This is a genomic window from Microbacterium keratanolyticum (genome assembly GCF_016907255.1).
Classification (GTDB): Bacteria; Actinomycetota; Actinomycetes; order Actinomycetales; family Microbacteriaceae; genus Microbacterium; species Microbacterium keratanolyticum.
This window is the reverse complement of the sequence record NZ_JAFBBQ010000001.1, coordinates 1,327,327-1,348,232: the sequence shown is the minus strand read 5'-3', so window position 1 is coordinate 1,348,232 and position 20,906 is coordinate 1,327,327. Positions and strand designations below refer to the sequence as shown.

Genomic DNA, 20,906 nt, shown 5'->3' with positions numbered 1-20,906 from the left:
CTCAGGGGGTCGGCACCGCGGCGAAGACGGCATCGATGATGTCTTCGCTGCGCACGCCATCGGCCTCCGCCTCGAAGGTGACGAGCACGCGGTGACGCAGAACGAGGTGACGCAGCTCACGCACATCCTCGGGGAGGACGTGCGTGCGGCCCTGCAGCAGCGCCAGCGCGCGAGCTGCCTGCAGGAACGCGATCGTGCCGCGCGGGCTCGCTCCGTACTTGATGTACCCGCCGAGCTTCTCGCCGATGTAGGGCACCGGGTTCCGCGTGACATAGATGAGCGACACGATGTAGTTGCGCAGCGCCGGATCGACGTAGACGCGTCGCGTGACATCCTGCAGCAGCTCAACGTCGGCGAGCGTCACCGCGGTGTGCACATGGTTCTCGGGGTCGAGGGCACCGGAATCCAGGCGATCCAGGATCTCCAGCTCCTCTGCGGGGCTCGGATAGTCGACGATCTCCTTCAGCAGGAAGCGGTCCATCTGCGCTTCGGGCAGCTCGTACGTGCCCTCCTGCTCGATCGGGTTCTGCGTCGCGATCACGAGGAACGGACGCGGCACCTTGTGGATCTCGCCGCCGATCGTCGTCTGGCGCTCCTGCATCGCCTCGAGCATCGCACTCTGCGTCTTCGCGCTGGAGCGGTTGATCTCATCGAGCAGCACGAAGTTGGCGTGCACCGGGCCCAGAATCGTACGGAACGTGCCGGTCGACGCCTCGTAGATCTGCGTGCCGGTGATGTCGCTCGGCAGCAGGTCAGGCGTGCACTGGATGCGCTTGAAGTCGGCCGTCACCGTGTCGGCGAGCGTGCTCGCGGCCGTCGTCTTCGCGAGACCTGGGACGCTCTCCAGCAGGATGTGGCCGTTCGCCATCAGGCTGATCAGCAGGCTCGCCCGCAGACGCTCCTGGCCGACCATCTTGGCCGAGTACGAGTCAGAGATGGTCTTCAGGATCGCCGTTGCACGGGAGAGTTCTGCAGCGTTGGGCGTCTCGGGCTGTGACGCCGCGGCGAGGACAGGAGCGGGAGGTGTCGGACTGGCCGGAGCGGCAGGAGGGGCGCTCGCCGCGGAGGGCACGCTCTCGATGAGCGACGCGGACGTCGGTGCGGGGGGAGCGGACGGCGGTGCGGGGGCAGGCGGCGGAGGCGGCGCCGGGGCGGCGTGGGGGAAGGCAGGTTCGGACTCTGTCATGACATCTCCTCGCGTGCGTCGGGGATGCTGCCGCGCCCCCGGCAACAGCGTAACGCCCGCGCCCGCACGACCCCGCCGCCGCTCACAGCTCCGGGGAGCGCATCCCCACATCCCACGCTATTAGTGCACGAACTATTGGTAGGCTAATCAAGTTCTCGGAAAGGATCGCCATGACGCTGCCCTACGACCCCGCCACCGACCTGCAGGCCTACGCGCACCCCGAGCGTCTCGTGACGCAGGAGTGGATCGACGCTCACCGCGACGACCCGGCGCTCGTGCTGCTCGAGTCGAACGAGGACGTGCTGCTCTACGCGACCGGACACATCCGCGGTGCGCACAAGATCGACTGGCACACCGACTTGAATGACCCCGTGACCCGCGACTTCATCGGTCCTGATGCCTTCACCGCGCTCGCGCGGCGCCTCGGGATCACTCCGGACAGCACGATCGTCCTCTACGGTGACCGCAACAACTGGTGGGCTGCTTATGCACTGTGGGTGTTCACTCTCTACGGGCTGCGTGACGTGCGCCTGCTCGACGGCGGACGCGACCACTGGGCCGCCGAGGGTCGTGAGCTGACGCGCGAGGTCCCGCCGACGCCGACGCCCAGTGACTATGTGGCGCCGGATCGCGACGATCACACCATCCGCGCCTTCGCGAGCGATGTGCTGCGGCACGGCGACCGTCCGTTGATCGACGTCCGCACTCCCGCTGAGTTCTCCGGAGAGACGACCTTCATCCCCGACCACCCGCTGGAGGGAACCCTGCGCGGCGGCCATATTCCGGGTGCGGTCAACGTGCCGTGGGCGACGGCGGCGCGCCCCGACGGTCGATTCCGTCCCCGTGCCGAGCTCGACGCCCTCTACCGTGACCAGCGCGAGATCGCTCAGGACGACGATGTCATCGTGTACTGCCGCATCGGTGAACGATCTGCGCACACGTGGTTCGTGCTCACGCACCTTCTCGGCTTCCAGAACGTGCGCAACTACGACGGCTCCTGGGCCGAGTGGGGCAACCTCGTGCGCGTTCCGATCGCCCTCGGCGCCGACTGAGTGGCATCCGACGTCCATTTGACTCCTGCGCCCGCGCCGATGAGGCTGGAGAGATGCGCCGCACCGCTCCGCTTCTGCTCGTGACGATCCTCGGGTTCGCCCTGACGGCATGCGCGCCGGCGGTGGCTCCGGTCGAGCCCGGAACGGATGCCCCCGCAGAAGCCACCCCGGTCGAGTCGCCGTCGCAGGCGGCGCAGGATGCCGCGAACGCGCTCTGCGCCGACAAGCCCGAGGGCAACGCGCAGGTGTGTGTGCTGGAGAACGTGAACGCGAGTGGCGACCTCGTGTTCAGTGGTTATCAGGTCGTGAAGATCATCGGCGGCGCGTACTCCGGCTCGGTGTCGATTGCGGCCGATGAGCAGATCGTCATCACCGAAGCCCTGTTCGACGCCGACCTCGACGTCAACGCACCGGGCACGGTGGTGAAGCTGTCGACGATCGGCGGAAGCCTCAGCCTGGCCGACGGCCGCCACGCGACGCTCGTCGAGAACAGGATCGGCGGCGACCTGAACTGCGCCGCGGCCGCAGAGATGCATGGCAATCAGGTCGGTGGCGCCACGGCCGCGGCCTGCACCGCGCACGGCTGACTACACGACCTCCGCCGCGCCGCGCCCGCCGCGCCCTGCCGCGCCCTGCCGCGCCCATCCCCCGGCGCCCGCCTGGGAGGAGTTCTCCCTGATCGGAGGCGATTCGGCGTGAGATCGTCCTCCGTTGCGGGAGTTCTCCTCCGAACGAGGGCGCCTCCGCGCCGCATCCGCCCCCTCATGCTCGGGGTCCTCTGAGGCGCATTTGATAGCGTCGAAGGGCAGTCGCTGCATCCCGACCGGTTGAGCCACCCGCTCCCGGACCGCGAAACAGCCCTGTTCCGCTACAGCACCGACTGCGCTTATTACATGACTGAAGAGTATGAGGACGAATACGTGACGAATCGAGAACGAGTAGCAATCATCGGCGCTGGCCCCTCGGGCATGGCACAGCTGCGGGCCTTCGAATCCGCAGCACGCGCGGGGGCGGAGATCCCCGAAGTGGTCTGCTTCGAGAAGCAGGCCGACTGGGGCGGCCAGTGGAACTACACCTGGCGCACCGGCCTGGACGAGCACGGTGAGCCCGTGCACTCCAGCATGTACCGCAACCTGTGGTCGAACGGTCCGAAGGAGGCGCTGGAGTTCGCGGACTACAGCTTCGATGAGCACTTCGGGAAGCCGATCTCGTCGTACCCGCCGCGCCCTGTGCTGTGGGACTACATCGCCGGACGCCTGGAGAAGACGAATGTGCGCGACTGGATCCGCTTCCAGACGGTCGTGCGCTGGATCGAGTTCGATGCAGAACGCGAGGTCTTCACCCTCACGAGCGAGAACCTTCCCACCGGAGAATCGGTGACGGAGGAGTTCGACCGCGTGGTTGTGGCCGCAGGCCACTTCTCGTTCCCGAACACCCCCGAGTTCGAGGGCATCGAGACCTTCCCCGGGCAGATCAGCCACGCGCACGACTTCCGAGGCGCGGAGGGTTTCGAGGGTCGCGACGTGCTCGTGATCGGTGCGAGCTACTCGGCTGAGGACATCGGCAGCCAGGCCTTCAAGATGGGTGCCCGTTCGGTGACGGCGAGCTTCCGCTCGCAGCCCATGGGCTACGACTGGCCGGACGGCATCGAGGAGCGCCCGGTCGTCGAGCGCTTCGACGGCAGCATCGCGCACTTCGCCGACGGCACCTCGAAGCATGTCGACGTGGTCCTGATGTGCACCGGATATCTGCACAAGTACCCGTTCCTGCCCGACGACCTCGCCCTGTCGTCGCCGAACAACGTGTACCCCGACGGTCTGTACCGTGGCGTGGTCTGGCAGAGCAACCCGCGGCTGGCGTACCTCGGCGCACAGGACCAGTGGTTCACGTTCAACATGTTCGACGTGCAGGCCTGGTACGTGCGCGATCTCATCCTGGGGCGTCTCGCGATGCCGGATGAGGCGGAGCGCGCAGCATCCATCGCCGACTGGCGGGCGCGCTTCGAGGCGATCGCATCCGCAGCCGATGAGATCCGCTTCCAGGGCGACTACGTGCGCGACCTGCTGCAGCTCACGGACTACCCGGAGTTCGACATCGACCGGGTCGTCGAGATCTTCCTCGCGTGGAAGCGCGACAAGAAGGAAGACATCATGGGTTACCGCGACCGCGTGTACGAGTCGGTCATCACCGGCACGATCGCGATCGTGCACCACACCCCGTGGATCGACGAGCTCGACGACTCGCTGGAGCGCTACCTCGCCGAGGAGCCCGCAGCGACTGCGGTCGTCGAGGGCGCGGAGGCTGTGGCGGCGGATGCTGCGCGGGCGGATGCTTCCCGCGGGGAGCTCCTCGCCCGCTGAGACCGCACATCTTCGGAGGAGTTCTCGCTGATCGGAGGAGGATTCTGGCTGGATCCTCCTCCGACGCGGGTGTTCTCCTCCGAACCGGAGGCATCGGGCGCAGCATCCGTCTCCCGGCGTCACGTCAGGAGGGCGTCGGGGGTGCTCCGGTAGGATGGACTCGCCCGTTCGGGCCAGCTCATCTGCCGGTGCAACCCCGGCGAACAGCGTGCAGTACCAGGGGGTACACCCATGCCAGGAATTGTGATCGTCGGCGTTCAGTGGGGCGACGAAGGAAAAGGCAAGGCCACCGATCTTCTCGGTGAGCGCACCGACTGGGTGGTGAAGTTCAACGGCGGTAACAACGCCGGGCACACCGTCGTCGTCGGCAACGAGAAGTACGCCCTTCACCTTCTCCCGTCTGGCATTCTCTCCCCCGGTGTCACGCCGGTGATCGGCAACGGCGTGGTCATCGACCTCGAGGTGCTGTTCCACGAGCTCGAGGCTCTGGGCTCGCGCGGCATCGACGTCTCGCGTCTGCGCGTCAGCGCGAACGCGCACATCATCACGCAGTACCACCGCACGCTCGACAAGGTCACCGAGCGCTTCCTCGGCAAGCGCAACATCGGCACGACCGGCCGTGGCATCGGCCCGGCGTACGCCGACAAGATCAACCGCGTCGGCATCCGCGTGCAGGATCTGTTCGACGAGAACATCCTGCGCCAGAAGGTCGAGGGTGCTCTCGACCAGAAGAACCACCTGCTGGTGAAGGTCTTCAACCGCCGCGCGGTCACGGTCGACGAGATCGTGGAAGAGCTGCTGTCGTACGCCGACCGCCTGCGCCCGATGGTCGCCGACACCGGTCTGCTGCTGGAGCAGGCGCTGCGCAACGACGAGGTCGTCGTCTTCGAGGGCGGCCAGGCCACGATGCTCGACATCGACCACGGCACCTACCCGTTCGTGACCTCGTCCACCGCGACCGCCGCGGGCGCTGCCGCCGGGTCCGGAGTGGGCCCGGGTCGCCTTGACCGCGTCGTCGGCATCGTCAAGGCGTACACGACCCGCGTCGGATCGGGTCCGTTCCCGACCGAGCTGTTCGATGCGCAGGGCGACTGGCTGCGTTCGCGCGGCTTCGAGTTCGGCACCACGACGGGCCGTCCGCGTCGCGTCGGCTGGTACGACGCCCCGATCACGCGCTACGCGACGCGAATCAATGGCATCACCGACCTGGTGCTGACCAAGCTCGACATCCTCACCGGCCTCGAGCAGATCCCCGTCTGCGTGGCCTACGACGTCGACGGTGTGCGTTTCGACGACGTGCCGGTCAACCAGACCGACTTCCACCACGCGAAGCCGATCCTGGAGTACTTCCCCGGCTGGACTGAAGACATCTCGAAGGCACGCACGTTCGACGAGCTGCCGCAGAACGCGCAGGACTACGTGCTGGCGCTCGAGAAGATGAGCGACACCCGCATCTCGGTGATCGGCGTGGGCCCCGCCCGCGACGAGATCATCGTGCGTCACGACCTGATCGACTGACCGCACTTTCGGTTCTCTCCGCGGGATTCCCCCGTCGACGCGGAGACGACTGTGCGTGCCGTCTGCGGCATGCATTCGTGCGGCGGGTGCTCGGTAGGCGAAAGGTCTGTGGATGACGCGATTCTGGCTCGGCGGTTACGGCGGTGACATGGGTGGGACGGCCGACGGCATCGGCCTGCTCGCCGGTGATGACGGCCGTGCGCCCACGACGCTCGCCTATCGGGGCGTGGCAGCGGCGGCACTCTCGCCGTCGTGGTTGGCGCAGCATCCGACGCTCGACGTCGTCTACGCGGCACTCGAAGGGGCCGGCACGGTGCAGGCCTACGCCCGCTCCGGTGAATCGACGCTCGCTCCGCTCGGCGATCCTGTTGAGGCAGGGTCTGATGTCTGCCACATCGCCGTCGCGCCGGACGCGCGCTCGCTCATCGCGAGCTGCTTCGGCGACGGCCGCGTGGTGCGGATTCTGCTGGACCCCGCGGGTGTGCCGATGGCGGATGCTGCGCACAAGGCGGCGGCTCTGCGCGCGGCGCTGCTGGGTGCGACCGCCGAAGCTCAGGTTCCCGCGGGCGTCGGCGCAGCCGCATCCGACCCCTATGCTCTCGACGGCGAGCCACGCGCCTCGCATGCGCACGCCGCCGCGTTCCTGCCGGACGGGCGCATCGCCACGACGGACCTCGGCTTCGACCTGGTGCGCATCTGGCGCGTCGGCGCAGAAGGGCTGCGGATCGACCACGAGGTCGTGCTCCCGCGCGGCACGGGCCCACGGCACATGGTGGTGCACCCGAGCGGGCACCTGCACGTCGTGACCGAGCTCTCGGCCGAGGTGTTCACCCTCGCTGCAGGGCGCGACGGCACGTGGGCGATCGTGTCGTCGACGACGAGCTCGTTGATCGCGAACGTGGGCGCGGACTTCCCGTCCGAGCTCGCCCGTTCGCGTGACGGCGAGACGCTCTACACCGCCCTTCGCGGCAGCAACACGATCGCGGCGCTGCGGGTGAAGGGCTCCGGCGAGACCGTCGAGCCGCTGTCCGTCACCGATTCGGGTGTCGACTGGCCACGGCACATCCTCGTGCACGAGGGCCTGCTGCTCGTCGCGGGCCAGCGCTCGGACGACATCACTGTGGTCGACCTCGATGAGCGCACAGGCGCGGCAGGCAGCATCCGCCATCACGCCCCGGCGCCCGCGCCGACGCATTTCCTCCCCGTGCGCTGAAATCAGCCTCTGATCGGCCCCGTTCCTCAACTGGAGCGGGGCCGATCTGCATTCCGCGGAACATCCCACCCGTGACATGGCGTTGCACATGAGCAAGACTGGCCACCCCGGAGGAAGGCGCAGACATGTCTGACGAGTACGACCTCATCGTCTTGGGCGCGGGCACGGTGGGCGAGAACATCGCCGATCGGGCCGTGCAGGGCGGGTTATCCGTCGCGATCGTGGAGCATGAGCTCGTGGGTGGCGAATGCTCCTACTGGGCGTGCACCCCGTCGAAGGCGCTGCTGCGGCCGTTGGCGGCGAGACGCGCCGCGAAAGCCGTGCGTGGTGCGCGCGAGGCGGTGACGGGTGACGTCGATGTGGCCGAAGTTCTCGCACGGCGTGACTGGTTCGTAGGGGACTGGTCGGATGAGGGGCAGGTGACGTGGCTGGAGAGCGCCGATATCGCCCTTGTTCGCGGGCATGGTCGACTCAGCGGTATCCGCGAGGTGACGGTCACCGAGGGCGACGGCGCCGAACGAACGCTGCGGGCTCGGCACGCCGTGGCGATCGCGACCGGGTCGCGCGCGGCGATTCCGCCGATCGACGGGCTTGCGGAGGCGGAGCCGTGGACGAGCCGCGATGCGACGAGTGCGAATGAGATCCCGGGCAGCCTTGCGATCATCGGTGGTGGCGTCGTCGCGGTGGAGATGGCGACGGTCTTCGCCGGACTCGGGGCGACGGTGACGGTGCTCGCGCGCACCGGCGTGCTCGGTGGCTTCGAACCTTTCGCGGGTGAGCGCGTCGTGGATGCGCTGCGCGCGCAGGGCGTCGATGTGCGTCTCGACACGGAGACGGTACGGGTGCGGCGCGACATCGCGGGCGTGACGATCACGACGGGCGATGGCGTCGAGATCCACGCCGACGAGGTGCTTGTCGCGACCGGGCGCGTGCCGCGCAGCGACGACATCGGGATCGAGGCGGCCGGGCTCGAACCGGGGCGACCGATCTCCACGGATGACACGATGCGCGTGCCCGGAGTCGACTGGCTCTACGCGGCGGGGGACGTGACCGGGCGCGTGCTGATGACGCACCAGGGCAAGTACGAGGCGCGTGCTGCGGGCGATGTGATTGCGGCACGGGCGACGGGTGCGCCTGTGGATGATGCGCCGTGGGGACGCCATGTCGCGACCGCTGACCATAGCGCGGTGCCGCAGGTCGTGTTCGGCGATCCGGAGGTCGCGGCGGTCGGACTCACCGAGGCCGCCGCACGTGATGCGGGGATCGACGTCGCCGTCGTGGACTACGACCTGGGCGCGGTGGCGGGCGCGAAGCTGCACGCCGACCGCTATGCCGGACACGCGCGCGCGATCATCGACAAGAGTCGAGATGTGCTCGTGGGGGCGACGTTCGTCGGGCCCGATGTCGCAGAGCTGCTGCACGCGGCGACCATCGCGATTGTCGGCGAAGTGCCAGTCAAACGTCTGTGGCACGCCGTACCGTCGTATCCGACGGTCAGTGAAGTCTGGCTGCGGCTGTGTGAAGAGTACGGACGGGAGTCCGCATGAGTCCTGCCGCGGGGCCACAAAGAGCGAGGGAGACAACCACATGATCGAATTCCGCTCGGTGACAAAGCGGTTCGACAACGGTGCTCTCGCCGTCGATGACTTCAGTCTGGTGCTGCCGTCACGTAAGACGACCGTGTTCGTCGGGTCTTCTGGCTGCGGCAAGACGACGCTCCTGCGCATGATCAACCGGATGGTCGAGCCGACGTCGGGCGATGTCGCGATCGACGGCGAGAGCGTACTGGGGCGCGACCCCGTGAAGCTGCGCCGCAGCATCGGCTACGTCATGCAGAACTCGGGGCTCATGCCGCACTTCACGGTGCTGGCGAATGTCGCGACGGTTCTGCGGCTGAACGGGGTGTCGAAGGCGGATGCTACGGCCCGCAGCCGTGAGCTGCTCGACACCGTCGGCCTCGACCAGTCACTCGCGGACCGTTACCCCGCGCAGCTCTCGGGCGGGCAGCAGCAGCGCGTCGGCGTCGCCCGCGGTCTTGCCGCCGACCCCAACATCCTGCTGATGGACGAGCCGTTCGGCGCGGTCGATCCGATCGTCCGCGCCGACCTGCAGCAGGAACTCATCCGCCTGCAGCAGGAGCTCGACAAGACCGTGGTGTTCGTCACGCACGACATCGACGAGGCCTTCCTGCTCGGCGACCAGGTCGTGATCCTCGATGTCGGCGCGCGCATCGTGCAGGTCGGCTCGCCGAGCGAGATCATCGAGAACCCGGCCGACGAGTTCGTCGAGGCCTTCATCGGTGCCGAACGCGGACGCCGAGCGCTGAGCCTGAAGCAGACCCCCCGCGGCACCGTCGTCGTCGACGCGCAGGGCCGCACGCAGGGCAGCCTGGTCGAGGGGCACTGACGTGGACTGGGTCATCGACAATCTCGCCCTCATCGGCGAGCTCAGTGTCGTGCACCTGCGCCAGAGCCTCATCGCCATCGTGATCGGCTTCGCGATCTCGCTGCCGCTGGGCTGGGTGGCGTGGCGCTACCGGCTGCTGCGTGGCTGGGTCATCGTCGCGACGGGATTGCTGTACACGATCCCCTCGCTGGCGCTGCTCATCATCATGCCTGCCGTGCTCGGCTACTCGGCGATCAGCGAGTTCAACCTCGTCGTCGCGCTCACGATCTATGCGATCGCGATCCTTGTGCGTGCCGTGGCCGACGGCCTCGACTCCGTCGATCCCGGTGTTCGCCAGTCCGCGACGGCGATGGGCTTCGGCGCACCGCGACGCTTCTGGACGGTCGAGCTGCCGCTCGCCGGCCCTGTGATCCTCGCCGGTCTGCGCGTCGCGGTCGTGAGTACGATCTCGTTGGCAACCGTCGGCGTGCTGATCGGCGTCACGAATCTCGGCTACCTGTTCACGAACGGTCACCAGCGCCGGATCATCCCGGAAGTCCTTGCCGGCGTGGTCGCGGTCGTCGTGATCGCGCTCGTGCTCGACGTGCTGCTCGTGCTTCTGGGTCGGATGCTCATGCCGTGGAGCCGCGCGCTCCCCACGCGCTCTCGTCGTGAACGCCGCGCGGTGCGCGCCCCCATCGCCGTCGGAGGTGCCGCATGAACCTCTTCGCCGATGCACTCGCCTGGCTGTTCTCTCCCGAGCGGCTGCAGGGCGCCTACGCGCTGCCCACGCTGCTCGGCCAGCATCTGTGGTTCACGGCGATCTCGGTCATCATCGCGGCCCTCGTCGCGGTGCCGCTGGGCTGGCTGATCGGACACACCGGTCGCGGGCGCGAGTTCGCCGTCGCGCTCTCGGGCGCGGCGCGTGCGCTGCCCTCCTTCGGCCTGCTGATCCTGCTGGTGCTCGTGATGGGCGTGCTGCGCACCCCAGAGGCGGCCGTCATCACCTTCGTGCTGCTGGCGATCCCGTCGATCCTTGCCGGGGCGTATACGGGCTTCGAGGCCATCGACCGGCGTGTGATCGACGCGGCCCGCGCGACCGGGATGACCGAATGGCAGATCCTGTGGCGCGTCGAGGTGCCTCTCGGGATGCCCCTGCTCATCGGCGGACTCCGCGCCGCCGTGCTGCAGGTCGTCGCCACCGTCACGATCGCGGCGTACGTTAACCTCGGCGGCCTCGGTTGGCCGATCATCCAGGGCATTCCGCTGCGTCGTTTCGATCAGGTGCTCGGCGGCGCGATCCTGGTCGCGCTTCTGGCACTGATCCTCGATCTGCTCTTCGCCGCTGCCCAGCGCGCCGCGGTGCCACGCGGTCTGCGCGCTGCGCGTTCCGAGCGCGATGGCCCGGCGCGCGGCACCTCATCCCGTGCGTCCTCGTCCACTGACGCCCCCACAGACCCCGCCCCCGCGGCGGCGCTGTCGAGCTGACAGCAAGCAGTCCCCCAGAGAGGAAAGATGATGTTCACAGCACGAGCCAGACGATCCGGTCTCTTCATCGGCGCCCTCGCCGCCGCAACCCTCGCACTCACCGCCTGCGGTGGGGGCAACCCACTCGACACCCCCACCGAGAGCAGCGGTGGGGGCGAAGCATCCGACACGATCGTGATCGGCTCGCAGGCCTACTACTCGAACGAGATCATCGCCGAGATCTACGCGCAGGCGCTCGAAGCCGCGGGCCACACGGTTGATCGGCAGTTCAACATCGGCCAGCGTGACGCCTACATGCCCGAGATCGAATCGGGCGCGATCGACCTGTTCCCCGAGTACACCGGCAACCTGCTGGAGTTCTTGGATGACTCGGCGACCGCGACCAGCTCGGAAGATGTCTACGCGGCACTCGTCGAAGCACTGCCCGAGAATCTCACGGCTCTCGACTATGCAGAGGCGAGCGACCAGGACACCTACACGGTCACGAAGGAGTTCGCCGCACAGCACTCGCTGACGACGATCGCCGACCTTGCGAAGGCGGGCGTTCCGCTCACGATCGGCGCGGCGCCCGAGTTCGAGCAGCGCCCGTACGGCCCGGCCGCGGCCAAGGAGGTCTACGGCGTCGACCTGGCGTTCTCCGCAACCGGTCCGACGACCCTCGACGCCCTCCTTGAGGGTGCCGTGCAGGTGGCCGACATCTACTCCGCCGACCCCGCGTTCGAGACGAAAGACATCGTGGCTCTGGAAGACCCCGAGAACATGATCCTCGCCTCGAACGTCGTGCCCATCGCGTCGAGCGACATCGCCGACTCGATCGCCGACGTGATCAACGCGATCAGTGCGAAGCTGACCGTCGAGCAGCTCGTGGCACTCAACGTGCAGAGCACGGTCGACCAGAAGTCGAGCGCGGATATCGCCAAGGCCTGGCTGACGGAGAACGGTCTGCTGTAGTCGATACGACAGGACGCCCCTTGTGGTCTCCGCGAACGAGCACGTTCGCGGGGCTGCGAGGGGCGTCTGCTGCGTGCGACGCCTGGGACAATGGAAGCATGATCTCGAAGCGTGACGTCGCCCAGCGGCTTGACATCCCTGTGGAGATGGCCGTGAGGCATGGGTTGATCGAGATGACCGAAGCCGAGCTCACGGAGCTCGAGAACGACCCGCCCGCGTGGCTTGTGCAGTCGCGCGCGAATCGCAAGAAGGGGGCGCGTCCGGTATGGGCGACGCTCACGTGTGACATCTGCGGGTACACCGAGACGGTGCGGCCGAAGAAGTGGTGGCCGACGTTCACCTATCTGAGTTGCCGCGAGCACTCGCCCGCCGATCTTCCTGCGCCGGCGCAGGGCAGGCACCGTGCGGAGTTCGACGGTGTCGGAAGTCGTTTCGTGGGAATCGTTGACGACGAGGTGGACGGTCTCTAGCCTCAGTCGTGCGTAGACTCCCTCCCTCACATCGGAGTGAACCATGGGAACGACTGTTTTCGAACGACGTCAGCCGGCGGCATCCGTTGTCGCGCGTGCGCTGGAGAACACGCAGCAGAGCGTGTTCTGGCTGGATGACATCGCACGGCCCGACTATCCGATGCTGCGCGGCGCGTACAGCACTGACCTCGTGGTGGTCGGCGGTGGGTATGCGGGGCTCTGGACGGCGGTTCGGGCGAAGGAGCGGGATCCGCAGCGTCGCGTCATCCTGATCGAGGCATCGCGGATCGGCTGGGCGGCGTCCGGTCGCAACGGCGGCTTCTGCGAGTCCAGCCTCACGCACGGCTACGACAACGGTGCGAGCCGCTGGCCGGACGAGATGGACCTGTACGAACGGCTCGGTCTGCAGAACCTCGACGAGATGCAGGAGACGGTCGCGAAGTACGACTTGGATGTCGATTGGGAACGCACGGGCACGCTGTCGGTGGCGACGGAGCCGCACCAGATCGAGTGGTTGGCGGAGGCTGCGAACTTCCTCAACGCGGAGCAGATCCGCGCCGAAGTTCGTTCTGACACGTATCTCGCCGGCGCGTGGGACAAGCACGGCGCGGCGATCCTGCATCCGGCGAAGCTCGCCGTGGAGCTGGCGCGCGTCGCGACCGAACTCGGTGTGGAGATCTTCGAGCGTTCACGGGTGCACGGTATCGAAAGCGACCGCGGTGGTCGGCAGACGGTGGTCACGGCGGATGGCTCGGTGGAGGCCGCGCACGTCGCTCTGGCCACGAACGTCTTCCCGTCGTTGCTGAAGCGCAACCGCCTCATGACCGTGCCCGTCTACGACTACGTGCTGATGACCGAGCCGTTGAGCGATGCGCAGTTGACGGCGATCGGCTGGCAGAACAGGCAGGGCATCAGCGACTCGGCGAATCAGTTCCACTACTACCGGCTGAGTGCCGACAACCGGATCCTCTTCGGCGGATACGACGCGATCTACCACTACGGCGGCAAGGTGCGCGCGAAGTATGAGGATCGTCCGGAGACGTTCCAGCGCCTCGGATCGCACTTCTTCACGACGTTCCCGCAGCTGGAGGGGCTGCGGTTCACGCACAAGTGGGCCGGCGCGATCGACAGCTGCAGCCGCTTCTGCGCCTTCTTCGGCACCGCACGCGGCGGACGCGTCGCCTACGCGACGGGCTTCACCGGCCTCGGCGTCGGGGCGACGCGCTTCGCCGCCGACGTAATGCTCGACAAGCTCGAAGGGCTGAAGACCGAGCGCACGGAGAACGAGATGGTGCGCTCGCGGCCGATCCCGTTCCCGCCCGAGCCCGCGGCCTCGATCGGCGTCAACCTGGTGCGCGCGTCCATGGACCGCGCCGACCACAACAACGGCAAGCGCAATCTGCTGCTCAAGGCGCTCGACGCCGTCGGCATGGGCTTCGACTCGTGAGCGGGACGGATGCCCCGGGCGTCGACCTGTTCACGGGGGTTGATGCGCTCGCCGTCGGGGTGGATCACGAGGCGCTGCCTGCCGACGCTGTCGTCGCCGGTGCGCCCGTTGCGGGAGTATACGAGCTCGGCACGTTCGGCGGGACGGAGATCGGCGTGTGGGAGATGACGCCGGGCATCGCGACCGATACGGAGGCGGACGAGATCTTCGTCGTGCTCTCCGGACGGGCGCGGATCGTGTTCTTGGATCCGGCACGCGAGGCGATTGACGTGGGACCAGGCTCGGTCGTGCGGCTGACGGCGGGGATGCGGACGGAGTGGACCGTCACGGAGACGCTGCGGAAGGTGTACGTGGCGTGAGGCGTCTGCGTGGGAACGGTCGTCTCGATATCCACGGGGCTGCGAAGCGACCGGTGGTGCGACTCAACCTTCCGCTATCTTTTCGCTAGGCGGGGTGATCTGCCGCAACGGGCGTAGAGGACATCAGATGGAGTGGCCATGCTCGTCGGGATACTGATCGGAATTGCGATCGTTTGCGTAGGAATCGTTGGCATTTTGGTCCGGCGGCCCTTCTATAGGTTGATCATTCGAGGCATCAAGCGTCTTTACGGTCAGCCGCTGGCGGACATGTACGCTCACGTTGGAGTTAAGGGCGTCGTCATCGGTGGCGTCGGCATCATTGCATTCGGAGTTTTTCGGATCATCGTCGCCATTCTCACTGACTCCTAGTGCGCGGCGCGCGAAAGGAAATGAGTGACCTCGACCATGGATGAAGTTGTCTCTCTTCAGCTGCGGATGAGTGAGGCGCTGGTGCTCTTCGAATGGCTGGCGTCAAACAACGAAACGGATTCTCTCGGAGGCGATCCTGCGGAGATGCGCGTTCTCTGGGATCTCGAGGCGCAGCTCGAATCGAAGCTGGTCGTACCGTTCGATGCCGACTACGACGAGCAGCTCGCTCGCGCCCGAGCTGATGTTCTCAGGGAGACGTGATGCAGCCAATTCATCGTGGTGGTCCAGACTCTCTTCACACATTGGGGCTGGGATGAGCACGTATGTTGAAATCCTCGTCCGTCGCCCCCGGGGCTGGCCATGGCCGGAAGACTCGTTGGGGCTCGACTCGGTCTATGGCGAATCTGGGTGGTGCCACGAGTGCGGCACGCCTCAGACCGGACAAGTAGGAGCGTTGCGGCTGCAAAAACGCGGGCTCACGGTCGCGGGCGGATGGGTACCGAACTGGCTCTACGACTTCTATTGCGTGGAGAACCCGGTGGTGGAGACTGGGCGTGGACTGGGTTTGGAGTTCCGCCCCATACACAACCCCAAGGGCGAAGATCTCGGCGCCTCGCAGATCATCATCACGCCCAGCAGCGTTCCCTGGTTTGACGAAGAAGAGCTTGAGCAGATCATCGCTCCACGTCACGGGGTCGGTTCGGTGAGATGCGAAGTGTGCGGGTGTAGGCGATGGATGCCGATGAAGCTGGCGAATCTGCCAACACCAAACCCTCAGGTTTTCGTAGAACGACCACTGGTGGTCTCGAGCCCTGAGCATTTCGGTGACGGACGACAAAGTATGCGAAACATCTTGTGGCGACGTGATGCTGCAGACTATTTGCTCAGCGTCGGGCCGCGTGATTTCGTCGTAGGTGCAGAGTTTGAAGTCTGAGGCGCGATAAGGTCGGGCCACGTGCAGCGTGGCGCGTCTCGCCGTCCTCCAGCTCAACCCGAGCAGTTCGCCGATGAGTGCGAGGCGCTGCTAAAGAACCGCGCCCCACCGCACCAACCGATCGAGCTGGATCAGACCCGGGAATCCTGACGCGGAATCCACACCTGCTGGATGATGATCAGGATCGACGCCGTCACTGGAACGGCGACGAGGGCGCCGAGCAGGCCGAGCAGGGTGCCACCGACGAGCGCGCCGATCACGACGAGGGAACCGGGGATCGAGATGGCCCTGTTCATCACGCGCGGCGTGATGACGTACGCCTCCACCTGCATGTAGACCAGGTAGACGAGGGCGAAGATCAGCGCGGAAACCGGGTTGGAGAACAGGGCGATCGCGGTGCCGATGATCCAGAACAGCACCGGGCCGACCAGCGGGATCAGCGTGATGCAGAACGCGACCGTCGCCATGAGCGGCGGGAATGGCAGCCCAAGTGTCAGGTAGAGCACCAGTACGAGCATCGCATTGATGAACGCCAGCACCACCATGCCCATGACGTACCCGCCGACCGAGTCGGTGATCTGCGTCGTGATCTCCGAGATGCGACGACGGTCGCGCGCCGGCGCCAGGCGCGTCAGGTTCTGCTGCATCGTGGGCAGGGTCGCCAGGAAGTACAGCGTCAGGACGAGCACGATGATCGCCCCCGAGATGCCGCTGGCGATGGCGCCCCCGACCTGCAGTGCCACGCCGCCGACCTGCAGGGCGCCGCCGCCGAGCTGCAGCAGACGCGCCGGGTCGCTGAAGAACTTCTGCACCTCGACCATGAGGTCGTTGAGGCCTACGCCGAACTGGTCTTCGAGGCCGTGGTAGAAGTCGCTCGCGAGGAAGCTCTGGATCATGACCGGAATCGACTCGAAGAACGAGGCGATCTGATCGACGATGATCGGCATGATCGCGGTGATGATGACAGCCAGCAGGACCGCGAATCCGACGATCACGAGAAGCACCGACCACGAGCGCGCGAGGCCGCGACGCTCGAACCAGCGCACGGCCGGATCGAGTCCGAGGGCCGCGAACAGCGCGAAAGCGATGTAGATGAGGACCGTTGACAGGTTCGAGAGCGCGAGCCCCAGCAGGAATGCGGCGAGGCCGCCCAGCGTCACGAGGAAACCGAAGACGAACGGGCGGTCGATGCGCGTCCAGAACGATGCGCGTGGCGGCATCGGCTCGACCGTCCGCTGCGGAGCCGGGGCTTCCGAGGTCTGTTCAGCGGATGCTTCGCCTTCGCTGCCCTCGACCGCGGACGTCTCGTCGATGTCGGTGTCGCGCACGTCGTCAGTCATGACTTCACACTAGGGCTCTCAGGGGCGCCTCGCGAGCATCGGCGTGCCACGACGCGCTATCGTCAAAGGCGTCACATCGATGAGGGAGTGCTGATGACCGCTGGAGATGACCCCAGGGCCGAACTGCTGCGCCTGCGCGCCAGCATCGACAACATCGACGCTGCGCTCGTGTTCATGCTCGCCGAGCGCTTCCGGTGCACGCAGCAGGTCGGGCACCTCAAGGCCACCCACGACATGCCCGCCACCGACCCGAATCGTGAAGAGCAGCAGATCGGTCGTCTGCGCGCGCTCGCCGAAGAGGCGCATCTCGATCCCGAGTTCGCCGAGAAGTGGTTCAACTTCGTCGTCGCCGAGGTCATCCGTCACCACACGGCCGCGGCCGAGGGGCGCTGAGCCTCAGACGCGCTGCAGTTCGGATGCGGCGACGTGAGCGGCCGCGCCGCGCAGCACCGCGTCGCTGACCGTCGAGGCGGTGACCACTCCCGGGATCGGCTGGAACAGCGTCTGCGCGACGGCAGCCATCGCGTCGCCGGCGGCCGCCGCGAAGTCGTCGTCGATCACGCCTTCCGGTCCGCTGATGACGACGCGCGGAAGGTCCAGTGCCGAACTGATCACGGCGAGTGACGTGCCCAGGCGGCGCCCCGCTTCGGAGCGGATGTGGCGCCGGGCATCGGCATCCCGAGCCGCGTCCAGGCGTGCCGTGAGCAGCGGCGTCGAGATCCAGGCGTGCACGCAGCCCGGGCGTTCGCAACGGCACACGGCGCCGGCGTCACCGTCGACGAGCATGTGCGCGAGTTCGCGGGCCGTCGGCGGCACGTCATCCGCACTCGGCGCACCCGTGTAGATGGCGGTGCTCGTGCTCTCGCCGAGGCGGACGAGCAGGAACTCGCCATCGGTCGCCCCGTAGCGCGACTCTGCATTGGCGGCGAGGTCGGCGTCGATCGCGATGTGGACGGGGGCGTCGAGCACATCACTCACAGAAGCGGTGAGGCGCGAAGGATCGTAGGCGGCGACGCTGTCGACGGGAACGGCGATCCCCACTCCGAGCAGGGGGTGGTCGAGGGCGGCGGTGAGCTCCTGGATGAACGCGACGGTCGCCTCGCTCATCTCACCCTCGGTCTTCACGCCGGCGCGGGTGCTGCGCTCGATGACCTGTCCATCGACGCCGACGAGCGCAGCGGTGGCCTGCGCGCGGTCGGAGAGGTCGATGGCGAGGATGCGGATGGCCTCGTGGTTGAACTCGAGCAGCGTCGCGGGCTTCCCGGGGCGGGAGTTGTGGCGCTGGCCGGACTCGAAGACGAGGTCGTCGCCGATGAGCCCGCGCACGACCTCGGAGATCGTCGGGCGGGTGAGGCCGGTGAGACGCGCGAGGTCGGCGCGGCTCGCGACCTTCTCTCGCAGCAGCGTGCGCAGGACGACGGCGCGGTTGTGGCGGCGGATGCTCTGAGACATCCGCTGAGGAGAGGTGGGAACGAACTGCGCGTCGCGGCTGCTGAGCGTGGGTGCGATGGTCATCGCGAACCCCCTTCGTATAGGCGTCGATGCCGACCGTCTTAGTATAGTCACTAAACTAATTGCTCCGAGCGTAGGCTGGCGCTGACGACAAGTCAATGAGGCTCAACGAAGATCCCCACACAGAACGGAAAACGCGGCGTGGCCCACAGTGAAGAAGGTCTGGATTCCCAAGCTGCGGTGCGACGAACCAACCTCCGACGTGCACTGCAGCTGGTTTTCCGTCACCCGGGTGAAGAAACTCGCGCCGGCATCGCCCGCGCCACCGGACTCACCGCCGCGACCGCCTCGTCCCTTGTCGCAGAACTGATCGAGTCACGCCTCGTCGTCGAGGGTGGCCAGGCGCGCAGCACCGGCGGGAAACGCGCCACCACGCTCTCGATCGACGCCGGACACCACCTGCTCTTCGCCATGGTGCTGCGCCCCGTGGACGCCCTCGCCGCGCTCGTCAGCCTCGACGGCACCACCGTCTACGAAGAGCGCATCGCCTACTCGGCCACGACTCGTGACCGTGCCGTGCGCGAAATGCTCACGCGCATCGCGGATCGCTTCGGTGGGCGGATGCTGCTCGCCAGCGTCCAGCTCACCGGTGCCACCGACGGTCGCACGGTGCTCGAGAGCGTGCAGCTCGACATGTCGAACGTCCCGCTCGCCGAACAGTACGAGGCGATCCTCGGTGTGCGCGTTGCGCTCATCAACGACGTCGACGCCGAAGCGATCGCCGAGGTCGTCACAGAGGAGCAGCACGAGGGGCTGCGCCTCTTCGTGCACCTCGGCACCGGCGTCGGCGGCGCCGTCACCCTCGACGGTGACATCGCTCCCGGCCCCAGCACGCGAGCCGGGGAGATCGGCCATGTGCAGGTGGTGTTCGGGCCCAAGGCGCAGCTCTGTCGCTGCGGCCTCTACGGCTGCGTCGAAGCATCCGCCTCGCTCACCGCCATCCTCGGACCCGAGTACGACGAGAGCCTCGACGATGCGGAGGTCGCACCGCTGCTCGCCGCCGTCGATCCCGAAACCCTCCGCCTCGGTGCCGAAGCGCTCGCTCGCGTCATCAAGCTCGTCGGCGCGATGCTCGACCCCAGTGAGGTCATCATCGGCGGGCCTGCCGTGATCCTCGGTGAGGAGTTCCTCGAGGCCGTCCGTGAATCTCTCGCCTACGACGCGCGGGGGACGAATCCGCTCGAGGTCCGCTACGCCAGCACGAACGTTCCGCCCTTCGCCGGCGCCGCGCAGTTCGCGCTGTCCACCGCGCTCGGCGTGCGGTGGAGCCCCGCGCAACTGACGCTCACACCCGAGCGCGCGTAGGTCCGCCCCTCACAGCGGCCCACGCGACGCCCGGACGGGGCCTCGGGGTGCAGCTCCCGAGACCCGTGGCATCCCGATTCTCTGGGGTGCCTACTTCACGCTGCCAGCGGTCAAGCCGCCGACGAGTCGCTTCTCGATCAGCATGAAGAGGATGATCACCGGCACGATCGCAACGAGCGAGACGCCGAAGACGTACTGCCAGCTGGTCTCGTACTGGCCGACGAACTTCGTCAGCGCCACCGACATCGGCTGGTTGCCCGCGGTCGAGAGGATCACGAGCGACGCCGCGAACTCGTTCCAGCAGGCGACGAACGTGAACACGATCGCCGTGACGATGCCCGGCCACACCAGCGGCAGGTTGATCTTGAACAGCACGGTGAGGCGGCCTGCACCGTCGATCTGCGCGGCCTCGTCGACCTCCTTGGGGATGCCGGCGAAGAACGAGTGCATGATCCACACCGCGAACGACAGGTTGAACGCCGCATTGATGAAGATCATCGCCGCCCAGGTGTCGATCAGACCCATCGCCGCGAACTGGCGGAACAGACCCGACGTGAGCACCGCAGGCTGCAGCATCTGCGTGACGATCACGAGGAACAGGAAGACCATGCGACCCGGGAACTTGAAGCGCGCCGTGTAATAGGCCGCCGGCATTGCGACGAGCAGAACGAGCAGCGTCGCGAACACGGCGATCACGATCGTCGAGATCATGTTCTGCACGAGCGGCGTCTCGGGCGTATCCCACATCTTGATGAAGTTGTCCCAGTGCCACTCTGTGGGGAAGTAGGTGGGGTTGACCGAGCGGATCTCGGGCTTGGACTTCACCGAGCCGAAGAACATGATCAGGTACGGCAGGATGAACACGCCCAGCACGATGAGGCCGGCGGCCATGCGCAGGATGACGCGCGGCAGCGACACCTGGTCGGCGGTGTAGCGGCGCTTCCGGCCGGGCACCGGCGGGCGGGCTCCGCCGCGGCCGGCGGTCGTGACGACACGAGTCTCGGTGACGACGCTCAC

At 67.1% G+C, this 20,906-nt stretch carries 21 protein-coding genes; 17 read left to right on the top strand and 4 right to left on the bottom strand.

Annotation, left to right across the window (positions count from 1 at the left end; translation table 11 throughout):
• Position 1: 1 nt before the first annotated feature.
• On the bottom strand, positions 2 to 1,186 hold the full coding sequence (locus JOD62_RS06400) for an AAA family ATPase (RefSeq protein ID WP_239526576.1): 1,185 nt from the start codon (positions 1,184 to 1,186) through the stop codon (positions 2 to 4).
• 170 nt (positions 1,187 to 1,356) lie between these two features.
• Here JOD62_RS06400 and JOD62_RS06395 point away from each other — a divergent pair, with 170 nt between their 5' ends.
• The 15 genes from JOD62_RS06395 to JOD62_RS06325 all read left to right on the top strand — a co-directional run bounded on the left by JOD62_RS06395 (position 1,357) and on the right by JOD62_RS06325 (position 15,732).
• Positions 1,357 to 2,238, top strand: coding sequence for a sulfurtransferase (locus JOD62_RS06395; protein WP_204938478.1), 882 nt, complete (start codon positions 1,357 to 1,359; stop codon positions 2,236 to 2,238).
• A gap of 53 nt (positions 2,239 to 2,291) precedes the next feature.
• On the top strand, positions 2,292 to 2,825 hold the full coding sequence (locus tag JOD62_RS06390; protein ID WP_204938477.1) for a hypothetical protein: 534 nt from the start codon (positions 2,292 to 2,294) through the stop codon (positions 2,823 to 2,825).
• 381 nt (positions 2,826 to 3,206) lie between these two features.
• Entirely contained in the window at positions 3,207 to 4,598 is a 1,392-nt protein-coding gene (locus JOD62_RS06385; RefSeq protein ID WP_239527065.1) for an NAD(P)-binding domain-containing protein, read from the top strand.
• Positions 4,599 to 4,829: 231 nt separating this feature from the next.
• Complete coding sequence (locus JOD62_RS06380) at positions 4,830 to 6,116, top strand: adenylosuccinate synthase (RefSeq protein WP_204938475.1); 1,287 nt, start codon at positions 4,830 to 4,832, stop codon at positions 6,114 to 6,116.
• A gap of 112 nt (positions 6,117 to 6,228) precedes the next feature.
• The gene (locus JOD62_RS06375) at positions 6,229 to 7,329 is read left to right on the top strand and encodes a lactonase family protein (RefSeq protein ID WP_204938474.1); all 1,101 of its coding nucleotides are present in this window, start codon (positions 6,229 to 6,231) and stop codon (positions 7,327 to 7,329) included.
• Between the two features lie 125 nt (positions 7,330 to 7,454).
• Positions 7,455 to 8,876 (top strand): dihydrolipoyl dehydrogenase family protein, encoded by a 1,422-nt coding sequence (locus tag JOD62_RS06370; protein WP_204938473.1) that lies wholly within the window; start codon positions 7,455 to 7,457, stop codon positions 8,874 to 8,876.
• A gap of 40 nt (positions 8,877 to 8,916) precedes the next feature.
• Positions 8,917 to 9,735, top strand: coding sequence for an ABC transporter ATP-binding protein (locus JOD62_RS06365; RefSeq protein WP_204938472.1), 819 nt, complete (start codon positions 8,917 to 8,919; stop codon positions 9,733 to 9,735).
• Between the two features lies 1 nt (position 9,736).
• A complete protein-coding gene (locus JOD62_RS06360; RefSeq protein WP_204938471.1) occupies positions 9,737 to 10,435 on the top strand; it encodes an ABC transporter permease in 699 nt (232 codons plus the stop codon).
• The gene (locus tag JOD62_RS06355) at positions 10,432 to 11,202 is read left to right on the top strand and encodes an ABC transporter permease (RefSeq protein ID WP_204938470.1); all 771 of its coding nucleotides are present in this window, start codon (positions 10,432 to 10,434) and stop codon (positions 11,200 to 11,202) included. The genes JOD62_RS06360 and JOD62_RS06355 overlap by 4 nt, the downstream gene beginning before the upstream one ends.
• A 30-nt stretch (positions 11,203 to 11,232) precedes the next feature.
• The gene (locus JOD62_RS06350) at positions 11,233 to 12,153 is read left to right on the top strand and encodes an ABC transporter substrate-binding protein (protein WP_204938469.1); all 921 of its coding nucleotides are present in this window, start codon (positions 11,233 to 11,235) and stop codon (positions 12,151 to 12,153) included.
• Between the two features lie 98 nt (positions 12,154 to 12,251).
• On the top strand, positions 12,252 to 12,623 hold the full coding sequence (locus JOD62_RS06345) for a hypothetical protein (RefSeq protein WP_204938468.1): 372 nt from the start codon (positions 12,252 to 12,254) through the stop codon (positions 12,621 to 12,623).
• A 43-nt stretch (positions 12,624 to 12,666) separates the two neighbouring features.
• A complete protein-coding gene (locus tag JOD62_RS06340) occupies positions 12,667 to 14,070 on the top strand; it encodes an NAD(P)/FAD-dependent oxidoreductase (protein WP_204938467.1) in 1,404 nt (467 codons plus the stop codon).
• A complete protein-coding gene (locus tag JOD62_RS06335) occupies positions 14,067 to 14,429 on the top strand; it encodes a cupin domain-containing protein (protein WP_271171464.1) in 363 nt (120 codons plus the stop codon). The genes JOD62_RS06340 and JOD62_RS06335 overlap by 4 nt, the downstream gene beginning before the upstream one ends.
• Before the next feature lie 393 nt (positions 14,430 to 14,822).
• Complete coding sequence (locus JOD62_RS06330) at positions 14,823 to 15,059, top strand: hypothetical protein (RefSeq protein ID WP_271171463.1); 237 nt, start codon at positions 14,823 to 14,825, stop codon at positions 15,057 to 15,059.
• A gap of 52 nt (positions 15,060 to 15,111) precedes the next feature.
• Positions 15,112 to 15,732, top strand: a complete 621-nt coding sequence (locus JOD62_RS06325; RefSeq protein WP_204938466.1) for a hypothetical protein — start codon at positions 15,112 to 15,114, stop codon at positions 15,730 to 15,732.
• Between the two features lie 131 nt (positions 15,733 to 15,863).
• Here JOD62_RS06325 and JOD62_RS06320 read toward each other — a convergent pair whose 3' ends face one another.
• Positions 15,864 to 17,072 carry an AI-2E family transporter gene (locus JOD62_RS06320; protein WP_204938465.1) on the bottom strand — a complete coding sequence of 403 codons (1,209 nt, stop codon included), beginning with the start codon at positions 17,070 to 17,072 and terminating at the stop codon, positions 15,864 to 15,866.
• 93 nt (positions 17,073 to 17,165) lie between these two features.
• On the opposite strand from JOD62_RS06320, the gene JOD62_RS06315 reads away from it, so the two are divergent.
• Entirely contained in the window at positions 17,166 to 17,465 is a 300-nt protein-coding gene (locus tag JOD62_RS06315; RefSeq protein WP_204938464.1) for a chorismate mutase, read from the top strand.
• A gap of 3 nt (positions 17,466 to 17,468) precedes the next feature.
• Here JOD62_RS06315 and JOD62_RS06310 read toward each other — a convergent pair whose 3' ends face one another.
• Positions 17,469 to 18,587: an ROK family transcriptional regulator gene (locus JOD62_RS06310; RefSeq protein WP_204938463.1), complete on the bottom strand. Its 1,119-nt coding sequence runs from the start codon at positions 18,585 to 18,587 to the stop codon at positions 17,469 to 17,471.
• Positions 18,588 to 18,764: 177 nt separating this feature from the next.
• Here JOD62_RS06310 and JOD62_RS06305 point away from each other — a divergent pair, with 177 nt between their 5' ends.
• Positions 18,765 to 19,889 (top strand): ROK family protein, encoded by a 1,125-nt coding sequence (locus JOD62_RS06305; protein WP_271171462.1) that lies wholly within the window; start codon positions 18,765 to 18,767, stop codon positions 19,887 to 19,889.
• Between the two features lie 90 nt (positions 19,890 to 19,979).
• Here the strand turns inward: JOD62_RS06305 and JOD62_RS15085 are convergent, their stop codons facing one another.
• A complete protein-coding gene (locus tag JOD62_RS15085) occupies positions 19,980 to 20,906 on the bottom strand; it encodes a carbohydrate ABC transporter permease (RefSeq protein WP_204938461.1) in 927 nt (308 codons plus the stop codon).

Excerpts from the sequence above, each read along its gene's own strand:
- JOD62_RS06400 (WP_239526576.1), bottom strand. The coding sequence starts at position 1,186 with ATGACAGAGTCCGAACCTGCCTTCCCCCACGCCGCCCCGGCGCCGCCT.
- JOD62_RS06395 (WP_204938478.1), top strand. The coding sequence starts at position 1,357 with ATGACGCTGCCCTACGACCCCGCCACCGACCTGCAGGCCTACGCGCAC.
- JOD62_RS06390 (WP_204938477.1), top strand. The coding sequence starts at position 2,292 with ATGCGCCGCACCGCTCCGCTTCTGCTCGTGACGATCCTCGGGTTCGCC.
- JOD62_RS06385 (WP_239527065.1), top strand. The coding sequence starts at position 3,207 with ATGGCACAGCTGCGGGCCTTCGAATCCGCAGCACGCGCGGGGGCGGAG.
- JOD62_RS06380 (WP_204938475.1), top strand. The coding sequence starts at position 4,830 with ATGCCAGGAATTGTGATCGTCGGCGTTCAGTGGGGCGACGAAGGAAAA.
- JOD62_RS06375 (WP_204938474.1), top strand. The coding sequence starts at position 6,229 with ATGACGCGATTCTGGCTCGGCGGTTACGGCGGTGACATGGGTGGGACG.
- JOD62_RS06370 (WP_204938473.1), top strand. The coding sequence starts at position 7,455 with ATGTCTGACGAGTACGACCTCATCGTCTTGGGCGCGGGCACGGTGGGC.
- JOD62_RS06365 (WP_204938472.1), top strand. The coding sequence starts at position 8,917 with ATGATCGAATTCCGCTCGGTGACAAAGCGGTTCGACAACGGTGCTCTC.
- JOD62_RS06355 (WP_204938470.1), top strand. The coding sequence starts at position 10,432 with ATGAACCTCTTCGCCGATGCACTCGCCTGGCTGTTCTCTCCCGAGCGG.
- JOD62_RS06350 (WP_204938469.1), top strand. The coding sequence starts at position 11,233 with ATGTTCACAGCACGAGCCAGACGATCCGGTCTCTTCATCGGCGCCCTC.
- JOD62_RS06345 (WP_204938468.1), top strand. The coding sequence starts at position 12,252 with ATGATCTCGAAGCGTGACGTCGCCCAGCGGCTTGACATCCCTGTGGAG.
- JOD62_RS06340 (WP_204938467.1), top strand. The coding sequence starts at position 12,667 with ATGGGAACGACTGTTTTCGAACGACGTCAGCCGGCGGCATCCGTTGTC.
- JOD62_RS06325 (WP_204938466.1), top strand. The coding sequence starts at position 15,112 with ATGAGCACGTATGTTGAAATCCTCGTCCGTCGCCCCCGGGGCTGGCCA.
- JOD62_RS06320 (WP_204938465.1), bottom strand. The coding sequence starts at position 17,072 with ATGACTGACGACGTGCGCGACACCGACATCGACGAGACGTCCGCGGTC.
- JOD62_RS06315 (WP_204938464.1), top strand. The coding sequence starts at position 17,166 with ATGACCGCTGGAGATGACCCCAGGGCCGAACTGCTGCGCCTGCGCGCC.
- JOD62_RS06310 (WP_204938463.1), bottom strand. The coding sequence starts at position 18,587 with ATGACCATCGCACCCACGCTCAGCAGCCGCGACGCGCAGTTCGTTCCC.